This is a genomic window from Barnesiella sp. CU968 (genome assembly GCF_905219685.1).
Lineage (GTDB): Bacteria > Bacteroidota > Bacteroidia > Bacteroidales > Muribaculaceae > Lepagella > Lepagella muris_A.
In genome coordinates this window covers 1-13,233 of the sequence record NZ_CAJMXD010000039.1, presented here as the reverse complement: position 1 = coordinate 13,233, position 13,233 = coordinate 1, and the positions used below count along the sequence as shown (strand labels likewise).

The following is a 13,233-nucleotide window of genomic DNA, read 5'->3' as shown; positions in this document are numbered from 1 at the left end:
CCAGAAAATCGCGTAACCAACATGAATACAGAGTTTAACAATTTCGCATTAACAGATTTTAAGAGACGCCAGTGATAGACTTTTTCAAGTCTTCCATTCCTGCGAAATATGACGGCCGTCTGTCTTCTTTTATGGATGTGCGTCTGCAAAACGGCAACCGCGACGGTCATCACGGGTCCGCACGTCTCGGCCTGACATCGGGAGCTTTCAATATCTCCGGGCCGATAGGCAAGAAGACAACCTATCTTGTCGGATTGCGCCGTTCTTGGTTTGATGTGCTCACTATTCCGTTTGTTGCGATTGCCAATTCGCAGAACGAAGATGAGAAACTTCGCTTCAACTATTATTTCATGGATTTCAACGCTCGTGTGCAGCATCGGTTCTCACCTAAGGCTACCGCTTTTGTAAGCTTCTATTTCGGGGATGATAAACTGAAAACCGGTATGGAAGACAAGGGCTATGACAAGCCTAATTATTTCGGGTCGTTTTATGATGACCGGTTTGACATGCACTGGGGAAACCTGCTTGCGCAGGCCGGACTCAATTACCGTTTCAATGATAATCTATCATCTGAGTTCACTGCCGCATACACACGCTTCTTCTCCAGCATGAAGCATGATTATATCTATAGAGATAAATCTTCCGACCACATGGACGAATCGCATACTGTCCTCAATACAGACAATAACATCAATGACTGGATATTTCGTGGTGATTTCGATTGGAGTCCCAATGGAAATGACTGGGTTCGCTTTGGTGCAGGTTATACGCGGCATTCGTTCCTTCCGGCGCGTACATCTCGTTCATACGAGGTCGGGACGACACATTTGTCAACCCGCGATTCAACATGGGCCTATGGTGCGAATGAAGTCAACGCATATATTGAGGATGATTGGAAAATAAGTGATAAGTTCAGAATGAACGCCGGTTTCCATGGCTCGCTGTTCAATATCGGGGGAAAGACAAATCTCGGATGGTCTCCGAGATTGTCACTCAGTTATCGTCCTGATGAAGACTGGGCGGTGAAATTTGCATACGCACGGACTACTCAATACGTACACCAACTCAGCCAGAGTTATCTTGCACTCCCAACTGACCAATGGATACCGATCAGCGGAAAGTTCAAGCCGGAGACAGCCGATAAAATATCCGCGGGAGGATATTGGCAATCTCCTGACAAGACTTATGCAGTGTCAGTAGAAGGTTACTACAAATGGATGGATAATCTTGTAGAATACAAGGATGAGTATTACCTGCGTCCCCCTCTCGACTTGTGGAACGCTCAACTTTGCAGTGGTAAAGGTACGGCTAAGGGCGTTGATTTCAAAATTGAAAAAGTATTTGGAAAGGTGACAGGACACATATCCTATTCGTTAGCGTGGGCAGACCGCACGTTTGCCGACAAAAACTGTGGGCACACATTCCCTGCCAAATTCGATAACCGCCATACAATAAATATAATGGTGAATTGGAAAATCAGTGACAAGGTGCAGCTCAACGCTTCGTGGGTGGGACATTCAGGCAACAGATTCACTCTGTTGAATCAAGTGTGGGATGATCCTGACTTTGAAACCACCGATTGGTTCGGAGCCGGAGAGTCACCATTGCGTACCGGCATCAACAGTTATAAGTTGCCTTTCTACCATCGTCTGGATTTAAGCTGTACTGTCAAAAATAAACGTGGGTACTGGACATTCGGCCTCTATAACGCATACTGCCACATGAACACTGTTGCAGTGAAGCGTGGAACCCAAGATATTGCCGTGTCGAAACCCGATGAATACTATATCACCAGTGAACCAGTATTCAAACGTGTCAAACTCCTTCCTGTCATACCCTCGATTTCATACACATGGCTATTCTGAAAAAAATATATCCACTTCTTGCATTACCGCTCCTCACAGGATGCGAGGAGGCGTTCACACCGGATATGCCCCATACTCCGGCATTGTGCGTCAACTCCCTGATAACCGCTGGAGAACCTGTAGAGGCTAAAATTTCAAAGTCAAGGCTTTACACCGACAGTCCCGAAAAATCCGAAGTCAGGGATGCCGAAGTCAGGATTTATGTCAATGGGGAGTTGCAGCTTGACTCCTATATCCCGAAGGAGGGCGACAATATAAGGATTGTTGCCGAAAGTCCTGCAGTTGGCAGAGGTGAGGCCGAGGTTCTTATCCCGGCTTCTATCCCGGTGCCGACTGCTACTTGGGAGGCTTATGATGTTAGTTGCCGGGAATCTGACAATGATATGGTTTTCGTCGAGTTCAAGCTAAAGGTTGACCTCCGGATTGAAGATACGGATGGAGAAAATTATTATAAATTTTCATTCAACAGTGATTTTCAAGCCGATGAAGAGTTGGACGACTTTGCAGCAAGCGGAAATTATGGGTTTGCGATAGGCTCGTTGCTATATGATATGGAACCAATTTTCAGGGAGCATATCGGTATTTTTGAGTCTATCATGGGTGGCGATGCTGAAGGCTTCTCATTCTTCTCAGACCGACAGTTTGAAGGAAAAAGTTATACATTGCATCTTCAATTTGACAACTGCTGGTTCCGCTATCCAAAAGGTGAGATACCCGACTGCAACGTCAATTTGATTGTCAGCTCCGTGTCGCCCTCCTACTACAACTGGGCCAACTATATTTGGCAGCGTGATAGCGGCACTCTGACCGAACTTGGAGACTACGGTTTTGGAGACCCGATTTGGGGCTATAGCAATGTGTCTTCCGGAGCCGGTGTTGTGGCGGCTCAATCGAAATCAGTCTGCTCGATTGATTTAACAGACTTCATTAGGGAAACAATAAACGAAACAATCAAATAGAACAATACAATGGGAAAATCGAAAACAATCGGAATAATAACGGTATTCATAATGTCTATACTTGTATTGACATCATGTGATAAAGAGGGATATGAACCAATATCAACCTCCACGGATGCCTGTCAGATAATAGTGCAATGTCTCGACCACAGTGGGAAAAGCCTTCTTGATAACAATAAATTTGTTGATGGCATTTCTATCGAGGGGGATGCTTCACACTCAAAGATAAAATATGATGTAAAAAATGCAAATGGAGGAAAGGTTCTGTCTTTCATTGCTGAACTTCCTGATCAGGACGATATGAAATGGTCGAAAGATAGAAGCGAGGCCAATGGTATCTCTAAGATGACCATGAAGTTCAAAAAACACAAAATTGAGCTGAAATGCCACATAAAATATATCGCCAACCGTCCTCCGGCAGTATCAGGTGGCAAAGCCACACTTGAAGAGGTATCATGCAATAACCAGACATTCAAACGCTCTGGTAACAGCGTAACCATAACACTACGTATGGATAAAAACGGCAAACTCTTATAAAAATATAATAATGAACCAAATTAAATTCCTGATTGTCGCTCTGATAGCGATACTCGCATTCGCCTCATGCAGTGAGGACGAACCTGCAAGAATGTTGTGGGAAGTATCCGGCAAACCGGCAGGAAATGTGGAGACATCTATTCATTATGATTATAATTCTCCAGTATGGATAACTGTCGGAGGCTATGCCGCTGAAGTTATTTTGAAATGCTCCAATTATTCCGAACTGTCGATATATGGTCAAAAGAATGAAGACGGGAAATACGTTGACTCTGATTGTCGGTTTTCAGCAAAAGTTATAGATCCAACAACCGTAAGAATATCATTTGACTATATGGAAGATGTGGACTTTACGGAAAAATCATGCTATCTACAAATAGATGGAATCAATGGTAAAGATATGCGTACAACAATGGTAACTATTACGCGTAAACATCTCAATTATAAATAACAAAAATCAATCAGATAAAAGACCACATGATTACAAAATTAAAACTAATGATGATGGTGTGTTTTGCCATCATTGTGTTCGCCTCATGCAGCGAGGACGAACCCGCAAAAATGCTGTGGGAAGTTACGGCTACCCCGGCAGAGAGTGTTAAGGCGGCCTTCGACCCAAGTTTCTACCACCAGATTCAGATTACTTCTGATGGGGAAGGCGGTGAAGTGACGCTCAAATGCACCAACTACAAATCACTTAATCTGGTTGGTACCACCAAAAATGAGAACGGGGAATATTTCGATGCTGATTGCAAATTCACGGCAAAAATCACGGATCCCGGAGTTGTCAAGATAATCCTCGACAAAATGCCCGATGGTTTCAAAGAAGCGAAAACAATCCTTCAAATCGACGGAACTGAGGGGAAGGACTCTAATACAACGACTGTTGATATTACACGTAAACCATAAATGGAATAATGAAAAGAGGAATTACCTTATTAGCCTTTCTTTTAGTCATGGCTGGATCTGTCTTCGGACAGACCGACCATGGCTATAATCTATACGGTCAATTTTTAGGTACCTCAACAGGCATTGGAGTGGGGCTTGACAGCCGTTTTAAGGCAGGTGGAATACTTGGCTATTCATTGGGGCTTGCTTTTACTGACATTTCTTGGAGTAGAGATGATGGGCTGGATGGGTGTTATGCCAGCTATGATGCGGAAAGCCGGGGAATAAGTATTCCTTTCGAGATCAATGCAATTTTGGGTAAACGTGCCAGCAAATTTGAAATAGGATTTGGCATGACAACATATCTGGTCAATAGAGACGAGCTGCATTATAAAACTATCTTCTTCCCTTCAGAAGAAGATGGAGTATTGGATTTTGAAAGGTACTCAACCCGTAAAAAAGTTTTCCGACCTAACATTATTGGTACAATCAATATCGGATACCGACTTCAACGTAAATCCGGATTCTTCATGAAAGTTGGATTATCCTTACTTATTGGAGACCTGAAATGTTCACCTATTGACGGTGTAGTTGCTTTACCGAATATTTGTCTTGGATATACAATCCCTCATTTTTAGTGCATTATAACATGAGATGAATTGCATGAGAAAAATTAGTAAGATCTTGACTGCAGTGACTTATATTATTGCTTGTTTCCTGATTGGTGGATGCAATTATGATGAACCCACACCGGGTAATGATTCCAATCCGGATTCTGATAAAACATGTGCCTTAGCATGGGATACGATTGTTTGCAATCAGTTATCGGTAAACGAGCTTTTCATCGGTTCTAAATACCTCGGAGTTCAGAACTGGAATTGCAATGGCAATCCTCCAGGCATATATCCGGCAGCAGTTTTTCCAGAAGATGCCTTTGCAACCACGTTTGATAAGGAGGTTTCCGGTAAGAAAAATCCTATTGTCGTATATACCAACTTCAGTGATCCCTTTATTTCGACTATAGAAAACCCTTCCGGAGTAAATTATAGCCGGTTTCTGAAGAGTATGCTCAGGTCGGAGGAATATCAATCTAACTCTGAACCCCAATTGAATTTATATAGATGTGCCAAAATGAATACTCTTGATAGTTTCATAAAAATATTCCCTGATAATCCATCTTTTGCCGAGACCTTTGAAAGTATAGTAAAGCAAAAGATGGATCTTGATAAAATCAAGAGTTGGACTATCGGAGAAATTATATTCAAAGGTTTTACTGTCACTATGGATGTGCCGGAAAAGGGTATTTTTGCAAATGAGATGCCATCTAAAAATGGATTGGTGTATGTCAGGAGCATTACTTATGGCTCCACAGCGTATTTTGTTATTGGCAGCGATTTGACATATCCTGAAGTCAGGGCCATTATATCTAAACCATCTATGATTGGAACTGAAAAACAAAATCTGAAAAATACACATGTAGTTCTCCTTACCAATTCAGGCATTGACCAAAACGCGGAACTTCATACTGAATCCGATGCCTTGTATGATTATTTCAGACATCCCTATATCGAAGGGAACTATGGCTATCCCATATACTGCACAGGATGCTACCTTAAAGACAATTCTTATATTCACATCTCTGTAAAATAAAAATCTCCACCGAAGAATTTATAATGAAATGCTCGGTGGAGAATTCTTAAATTAATATTCGTAACCTTCAGGGAGAGAAGGCTTGGCATCATCGGGGATGTGAGGGTTGGCTCTCATTTGCTTGATTGCTTCTATCTCACCGGGAGTGTAGCGAGTCGGACTTTTGTGAGGCATAGGTAGTTCATCCGGTTTTGATTCAGATTGTGCCGGGTCTACTTCCTGCGGAGATTCTTCTTTCTTTTTGGATTGCCAATCATCATGAGGATAGAAGAAGTTGAATTCAGGTCCAGTTGACTCTCTCGTAACGATGAGATCTTTCCAACCATCTTTTTCAGCCTCATCTGTGCCTAACATATCCTTTTCTATCCTGTCAATAAACTTACTGTCATTGCTGATTGCTCGTTGGGCGCGGTATAGCCATTCAATGTTTGTGAGTTCCCGGTTCTCTACTTTGACAGAATGTATCCAATAACCCAAACCGAAAATGATGTCCACAAGACCAATGATGACAAAGGATAGAATCTTGATTTTCTTATCTCGCTTCGCCAACTTTTCCTTCAGGTCTTCATCAGTTCGCAATCCATTTATCTGATAGTAAATGTCAGCTGCATCCTTGACGCTGATGCCATCATACTGCTTTCTGCCATTATAGTAGGACTCCGTATGTCCTTTCTCTATGATGGGAGTCAGATTTGAAGTGACTTTTGACACGAATACCTCGCTTGCCTTTTTAACAATCTCATCGGTCTTGTCCTCCGGCTTCGGCATTGCCTCAACTGCCTTTTTGAGATCTGCCATGCCTTGGACGACAAGAGCCATTGAGCCGTTCATAGTCTGGATTATTCCGGTGAGTGTGGCGACATCCTCGCTTTTGGCGAGATTATCAGGAATTTTAATCTCCGTAATTTCCATTGGCTCGGGGGTGGCAGGAAGCATAACGGGAGCCGATATTTTCGTTGCCACATTTGCCATCTCATTCTTAATCTCCGTCAGTGCGTCCTCCAGCCGTTTCATTTGGCGGCGGAGCAATTCCATATCCATGTCCCCGCACTGTGGAACAAGTGAGATGTTATCTTTCTTTGCCATAATCAGGATAATCTGGGTTTGTTGTTACGTTTTCTTCTTCTCTTCAGCAGTTGGTTGGCTGCGGCCTGCTCGTTCTCGTCAAGGTGACCGTTTCCAAGTTGGAACGCACCGCCAACCATATTGCATATAGACTCGCCAATATCAGCGGTCACTTCCGCAGCCTTTTCCAGAGTCTCCATTGTGGATTTTGCCAACGACACTACTGCCGACTGATCGACACTGGCTTGATGTGGCTGAGTCTGCCTCGGCTGTGACTGTCGGCTATGTGACTGCGAATTGAAAAGGCTGTCGAGATTTCTGAATTTGAACTGCTCTCCGACATCAGAACCTTTCACCTTGTAGTCGCCAAGTTGGAAGGAAACGCCCTGCATCTCGGTAGTGCCACGGCGGTATTTCGGAATGATTGAGATGTTCTTTTTAGCCAACTCACGCGCAAAACTATTCCAGTCGCGGGCATTTTTCAATGCTTCCGTGGCGGCGATTCTTATCTCCGCTTTCGCTCTCTCAATGCCGTGCAGTTTCTCTAAATCGGGGTTCTCCTGCTTGGGCAATGCAAGTCCATACTTCCGTGTCAATGCCTCGCAGACCTTCTTATTCTTGTAGCGGTTGCGTCCGCACTCCATACGCTTGCCGTTGTTGCCTACCATATTGAACACGATATGGCAGTGCGGTTTGTCGGTTTCGTAATGGCGGACTATGAGCCATTGGGTCTTGTCGAGGCCCATCATCTTGATGTAATCTTTCGCTATCTGAAGCATCTTTTTATCGCTTAATTTCGGTCTGTCCTCGGCGGCGAAAGACAAAGTTATGTGTCCGGCGGGGTTGCTTATTCGATGGTTCAGCATAGACTGCGACTCAAAACTTGCGATTATCTGACGGCGTTTCGTACCCAACAGACCATCGCTTCCGAGTATCTTCCAAGTGTCGGGAGTGAATATTCTTTTGTCGTGTTTCTCGCGGGTGACATAGTCAACCTTTGAACCGAACGACCCGGATTTCAAAATTTTTCCTATCATCTTTGTGTCCGTTTTTTGAGATTTATGAGGATGTCGGCCATTGTGTCAAGGCAGAAATTAGCCTTGTCTTCAATAGCGGTCAATCCCTCGGTATTGCCTGTATGGGCGATTTGATTGAGATTGGGTCCGAGTTTTTTCAACTCGTGGATAAGGGCTTTTTCCTCGTCAGAGAGGAATGCGATGATGACATCCTCCAAAGCCCGGATGCGGACATATTCAGCCTTGTTCATACCTGCCTTTGCCGAGAGAATATCAACGCGGTCATACTCGCCGTCATTGAAACTTATCTTGACATACCTGTCTCTTTTTGCCGAGCCGAGGCGCGGTCTTCCATTCGATTTATCCATGTTGTAAATCATTGTAATCGGTGTAACCATTATACCGGAATATGCGACCATCGGGAGGCAGGCAATCAACCGTCAGGCTGTCGGATTACCCCCTTTTGAGGAACTCAAAAGGTATCTTGCCACTACTACTGAATCAGGCTGCGCAGCATACCTCCGTTTCCATCCAGACGGGACTTTCTGCCTCCCGATCTGTCGCTTATTTCCGGCTGTCAATTCTCAGAGTTTGCGCCATGCCTCGAGGTCGTCGCCGAACAGGTCGAGGTGTTCGCAGATGATGCGCTCGGCATAGCTGCCAACGTTTGCGCCACGGTCGCCGAGAATACGGGCGTAGCGTTCAAGACGCTCCCATGTGGCATCGCTGATGTTGAGCGAATGTCGCTTGACAATCTTCACCGGGATAAGATATGTTTCCTTGTATTCGCCGAACTCCAGCTTTCGCTGCTTTATGCCCACACGCTGTTGCTTGGGTTGTGGCGTTGCGCTCTGTTCATTGTTGAACAGATTGGCGTTGTTGTCGGGAGTGTTGCGGTCGTTGCTGTTAACAGCAACATCAGAGTTAGCGGTGTTGACAGGCTTTACCGAGTCAACGGAATTGGGTGTAATATCAGATTTCATAATATCATCAGATTTTGGAGTTATACAATCGGTAGATGTTTTGCCAGTCTTGGGTGTTGACTTGGCAGTGGAGGGAGAGGTTGTTGACTGAGGTTTCTTGTTGATCATATTTTCTCGTTTATACGGTTTGACAATGTTGTTTCGGTTGTCGGGTCATACCGCTCAACCGACACTAATTCGAGTTGCAGGTCATCTATGAATTTCTGCAACATCGGATACTTTCTAATCATACTTTGTAGTACTGCTTGGTCTGGCTCTATTCGCAGTAGATAGTCGGCAATATCATATCCGGCTGACTTGTCGGTATCATCGGCAACATCATCCATGAAGTTGAAGATGGAGGCTTCGATACCGAGCGACTTCATCAATGGCAGTTTCTGCCGCCACTTCTCGGTCGCCCCCAAATCAGGATAGAGGATAACCTGCCGTCCACTAAGAACCCGGAGTGCCTCGGCATTGAGGCAACCGTTCTTGCCGCCGGTAGCGAGCCACACATATTCGGGCAGATACCAACTCGCTATCAGTGCTGTCTTCTCGCTCTCGACCAATGCGACAGGCTTGCCACGGTTCATCGGCAACAGATGCTCACCGAAAAAACATTGACGGAGATTGTAGTGCGGCAACTTCATCAGCGAGTGGGCCCACGACACATGGTTGAATGGCTCTTTGACACGCTTGCCACTTTCGGCATTGTAGAGCATAACTTTCCCGGTGCGGACACGCCCGTTTATGTCGGTCTGCCAGAACACACATGCTCCCGGCCAGTGCTTCGATGTGCCGACGCAATACTCTCTCATCATACGCTCCGCATCATCGGGTCCGAACTTCGATTTGAGGAACAGAAAGAGATTGTTTCGGTCGTAACCGTGCAGAGTCTGTGAAACAGTCTCTGCCGCAATGAAAGAGGCTGGCTTGGGCGGCTCGGTCGGCGTGGCTATGCGGGCTGACGGAGCTGACCAATCGGAGTGCTGAGGTTTGTGCTGTGGATTGCGATCAAAATATTCCTTTGGTGTGAGGTGGTAGCCACAACTCTGCTCATGGTCACATCTGCCGACATCATCAGGAAACGTGAATTGTTTCTCGGTGTCGATGTATCGAGAGAAACAGCGTTTCTTGTGACAGGCGGGGCAAGAATGACGGCTTCCGACACCACGATAGGGTTGGAGAATAAATCGGTATCCACTCATAGTTCTATCAAGATTTTGGTTGCACTATCTGCATTATTTGCATTTTGACGGAGCGAAAATGCGGAAAGTGCAGAAAATGCAGGTGGATAATCATAATTTCGCATAGACTCCGTGACGCACCTTTTGGAAATGGATGCCGGTGAACCGCTTGACAAAATCCTTGAATGTCCGCTCTGCCATAGAATTGGCTATCGCAATCTCAACGCCTTGCTCGGTTGTGAACTCCTCCGGCAGTGCGGCTATGACAGCCCGTTGCAGTTCTGACAGCGACAAATCCTTGATTATGCCCTGCACCCTTGTGGCGGTAGCCTTGAAATAATCTACAAGGCCTATGGCATTCTTCACCGAAACAAGATCTATTTCAGTTTTGTCAGCCTCGCCACAAGCCCACCGCGCTATCTGGATTATCAGACAGAAGCGTATGGCATGGAAATCGAATTTGCTGAACACTCCTTTTAGAGCATCGTTTTCCTCGCGGTTGCAGTCCTCGGTGTTTTCCCGTTGCCACTGATAGAGCCGTGTCTTTGCCTCCGGCGAAAATCCTATGATTGTCGGGATAACCTTTCCGTCTTCATCAGTTTTGTATGGCATATCCACAAGTCTGCTGATAATCTCAGCCCATGTAGCCTCAATGTCGAATGACGGTTCTTTGTCGCTCCACGCCTGTTTATCCTGATTGTTGGCGATGACGAATAGAAGGCGGTCGATAAAGCCGTTTGAACTGCGGCTGCCTTGGGCGAGTTCGTTGAGGATGCCGTTCTGGATAGTGCCGACAACAGACACAAACGGTCTTCCGATATAGACGGAGTCTTTCGCTCCCTTGCGGTCGGAGAATATCGGGTTGGCGTTATAGAGTTTCAGCCAATACTCCTCGTCAGAGCCTTTGTTGTAGCGGTTGAAATTCTTGAACCATCCGGCAAGTTCATCATTCCACATGCAGATGCCGCGCAGATTGTGGGAGTGAATAAGCATCATTGCCTCCGGCGTAGCGTCAGAAATCAGGAACCGCTTGTTAACAGGCAATACCGGGTGAGCAACAGTCCTTTCTTTCATCGGTAATTCGCACTGGCGGTTGTACTCGGCAAGTTCTTTCTGAAAGGCACTGTTGTTTACGCCGTCAATATCGGAGAAAGGACGGATAGCGAAGTTCAGAGGATGCGACTTGCACGCTCCGGGTCTGCCGACAAGAGCCATGAACAGAATGGCACTCTCATCCCATTTCCCTTTCAGCCGGGCAAAATGGGTGTTACCGATGCCAAGACCGAGAGCCACGAGCATAGCCCCGGCAAGATAATCCACCGGATAACCGTAGCAGTCGTTAGCCTCGCGGATAATCCGCTGAATCTTCATCGGCATGGCACCAAGCGGAAAATCACCGCCACGCATACTAACACACATATCCACAGCCTTGCCGAGAATGAGCATAGGGTCAATGCCTTTGGAGTTAGATGTGCTCTTTTCCATACTTTTCCAGAATCGTGTTTACGGCAGATGTCTTGTAATAGACTTTGCCTCCAAGTAGAGTTGCTTCCAAATATTGGCTCTTGCGCCAGTTGCGGAGTGTGTTTGCACAGACTCCAAGAATTCTCATTACCTCCTTGCGGGGAATGAGTGGATCCTTGTCTGCCGAAAGCATAGCCGGCAGAACCTCCTCCTTAAATTTTTCGATAGCACGTTCAGCAGTGTGCTCGACCACTTCAAGGAGGTGACCCAGAGGGAGCGTGATTGAAAGTCCGGTCAGCTCCTCCGGTGTGAATTTTGAAAAATCAAGATTCATTGTTAAAATTCCTCGCGTCATCTGGATTAATCAATGGACACCGACAACATGAAATGTCCAAGGGTCGCATCGCTATGAATTGGCTTCTCTCTGTCGGTTTTTATTGCATGGGGTGACCGGTCTTTACCTCAGCAATGATTACGGACTTTCGCCTTGTCGTTGCGATTTGACGGTGCAAAGAAAACACATGATTTATGTTTCTCCAAATTTATAACGCTGATACACAGTGGTTTATATTCGCATTGATTCGTAACGAAGTAAAACGAAGAATTTTTCTTTTCAGCGACCCTCAAAATTGCGCAGAAGGCGGTACGGATATGAAAAACGGGAGCCATCCGACATCACTGTCAGATGGCTCCCGTCAATAATATTTTTATATGTCAGCAGGAGTATGCGTAATCCTGCACTCCCAATTTCTCAACAAGGTCATTGTAGGCGAACATGTATTCCGGTCTCTCAAATGTCATGCAAGGGACTTCCACTCCGCTTTTCTTTGTGATTGTGGTAGGCGTAAGAAGCATTTTCAAATTATCCTGTATGCCTCTATGCCCGGGGATGCGGATGTTGGGCTTTTTCTCATAACGCTGTTCAAGAGCCGCATGAAATTCGACAACGGAGGTATTGGTAAGGGAACGGCTCTTTTCAAGGACAAGATAAAGAAGAGCCAAATCCTTCCCGCTTTGTTTGATATGGATATGCTCATCAATCGACCCCAATAGATATTCATCACTGTTGGGCAACAGTTCTTTCAGGCTACGGCGTTTCTTTTCTTTGCCGGGAATGGGTTTCTTTTCTGAAGTGCTCTTCATTTCAACCTTTGTCTCTGTCGGTATTGATTTGAATTTGGCAACAACTCCAGCAGTAACAACCGGAGTNATCCCCATGTCTTCCATCTCAGACACGAACTTCACCCAATCTTCCTCTTTACGAGCGCCAATAGTCAGGCTGCGGTTGATGATGGTTTTTATATTGAACGATGCGAGTCTGCGCAGAAGAAAATTTAGTTTACCATCCTGAATCAACTCCTCGCCATATTCAACCATACACTCGAAGCTGCGGCCGAAAAACAACCAGCTCAACATTGCCGGAACAATGCAATCAGGCATCTGAGCCCTGAAATGCAGGGCAAGTTGGTCTTTAAGTCCTCCATCGGTAAGAATCTTTTCCAGATCTTCAATGCCCTCCGAGCGGTCATTCTTCAGATAGAGCAGAAGTGCCTTCTCATATTTCGGCACAAGCATAATGGCAGTCTTGAAGACTTGGTCGAAACCGATACCTCTGCGGTCGTGCATAACTGTCTCTTATA

General features: G+C 45.5%; 15 protein-coding genes. 7 read left to right on the top strand and 8 right to left on the bottom strand.

Features of this window, described 5'->3' with window-relative positions:
• The first annotated feature begins 71 nt into the window (after nt 1-71).
• From JX312_RS03055 to JX312_RS03025, 7 genes are read left to right on the top strand one after another with little or no spacing between them, the layout of a single operon-like run.
• Nucleotides 72-1,865: a TonB-dependent siderophore receptor gene (locus tag JX312_RS03055; RefSeq protein WP_204457026.1), complete on the top strand. Its 1,794-nt coding sequence runs from the start codon at nt 72-74 to the stop codon at nt 1,863-1,865.
• On the top strand, nt 1,853-2,824 hold the full coding sequence (locus JX312_RS03050) for a DUF4249 domain-containing protein (protein WP_204457024.1): 972 nt from the start codon (nt 1,853-1,855) through the stop codon (nt 2,822-2,824). The genes JX312_RS03055 and JX312_RS03050 overlap by 13 nt, the downstream gene beginning before the upstream one ends.
• Before the next feature lie 9 nt (nt 2,825-2,833).
• Nucleotides 2,834-3,361, top strand: a complete 528-nt coding sequence (locus JX312_RS03045; RefSeq protein ID WP_124076039.1) for a hypothetical protein — start codon at nt 2,834-2,836, stop codon at nt 3,359-3,361.
• A gap of 10 nt (nt 3,362-3,371) precedes the next feature.
• The gene (locus JX312_RS03040; RefSeq protein ID WP_124076038.1) at nt 3,372-3,812 is read left to right on the top strand and encodes a hypothetical protein; all 441 of its coding nucleotides are present in this window, start codon (nt 3,372-3,374) and stop codon (nt 3,810-3,812) included.
• Nucleotides 3,813-3,838: 26 nt separating this feature from the next.
• On the top strand, nt 3,839-4,270 hold the full coding sequence (locus JX312_RS03035; protein ID WP_124076037.1) for a hypothetical protein: 432 nt from the start codon (nt 3,839-3,841) through the stop codon (nt 4,268-4,270).
• Between the two features lie 8 nt (nt 4,271-4,278).
• Nucleotides 4,279-4,887 carry a hypothetical protein gene (locus tag JX312_RS03030; RefSeq protein ID WP_124076036.1) on the top strand — a complete coding sequence of 203 codons (609 nt, stop codon included), beginning with the start codon at nt 4,279-4,281 and terminating at the stop codon, nt 4,885-4,887.
• A 25-nt stretch (nt 4,888-4,912) separates the two neighbouring features.
• Complete coding sequence (locus JX312_RS03025) at nt 4,913-5,899, top strand: hypothetical protein (protein ID WP_160631915.1); 987 nt, start codon at nt 4,913-4,915, stop codon at nt 5,897-5,899.
• A gap of 51 nt (nt 5,900-5,950) precedes the next feature.
• On the opposite strand, the gene JX312_RS03020 is transcribed toward JX312_RS03025, so the two are convergent.
• The 8 genes from JX312_RS03020 to JX312_RS14055 all read right to left on the bottom strand — a co-directional run bounded on the left by JX312_RS03020 (nt 5,951) and on the right by JX312_RS14055 (nt 13,219).
• Nucleotides 5,951-6,985 carry a hypothetical protein gene (locus JX312_RS03020; RefSeq protein ID WP_124076034.1) on the bottom strand — a complete coding sequence of 345 codons (1,035 nt, stop codon included), beginning with the start codon at nt 6,983-6,985 and terminating at the stop codon, nt 5,951-5,953.
• Between the two features lie 2 nt (nt 6,986-6,987).
• The gene (locus JX312_RS03015) at nt 6,988-8,001 is read right to left on the bottom strand and encodes a relaxase/mobilization nuclease domain-containing protein (protein ID WP_124076033.1); all 1,014 of its coding nucleotides are present in this window, start codon (nt 7,999-8,001) and stop codon (nt 6,988-6,990) included.
• Nucleotides 7,998-8,348, bottom strand: a complete 351-nt coding sequence (locus JX312_RS03010; protein WP_124076032.1) for a hypothetical protein — start codon at nt 8,346-8,348, stop codon at nt 7,998-8,000. The genes JX312_RS03015 and JX312_RS03010 overlap by 4 nt, the downstream gene beginning before the upstream one ends.
• 216 nt (nt 8,349-8,564) lie before the next feature.
• A complete protein-coding gene (locus tag JX312_RS03005; protein ID WP_124076031.1) occupies nt 8,565-9,071 on the bottom strand; it encodes a DUF3408 domain-containing protein in 507 nt (168 codons plus the stop codon).
• Complete coding sequence (locus JX312_RS03000; RefSeq protein ID WP_124076030.1) at nt 9,068-10,150, bottom strand: DUF6371 domain-containing protein; 1,083 nt, start codon at nt 10,148-10,150, stop codon at nt 9,068-9,070. The genes JX312_RS03005 and JX312_RS03000 overlap by 4 nt, the downstream gene beginning before the upstream one ends.
• Nucleotides 10,151-10,240: 90 nt before the next feature.
• Nucleotides 10,241-11,614 carry a DUF3987 domain-containing protein gene (locus tag JX312_RS02995; protein WP_124076029.1) on the bottom strand — a complete coding sequence of 458 codons (1,374 nt, stop codon included), beginning with the start codon at nt 11,612-11,614 and terminating at the stop codon, nt 10,241-10,243.
• On the bottom strand, nt 11,595-11,927 hold the full coding sequence (locus JX312_RS02990) for a helix-turn-helix domain-containing protein (protein ID WP_160631921.1): 333 nt from the start codon (nt 11,925-11,927) through the stop codon (nt 11,595-11,597). The genes JX312_RS02995 and JX312_RS02990 overlap by 20 nt, the downstream gene beginning before the upstream one ends.
• A gap of 380 nt (nt 11,928-12,307) precedes the next feature.
• Nucleotides 12,308-13,219, bottom strand: coding sequence for a DUF6043 family protein (locus JX312_RS14055; RefSeq protein WP_239653785.1), 912 nt, complete (start codon nt 13,217-13,219; stop codon nt 12,308-12,310).
• Nucleotides 13,220-13,233: the final 14 nt, after the last annotated feature.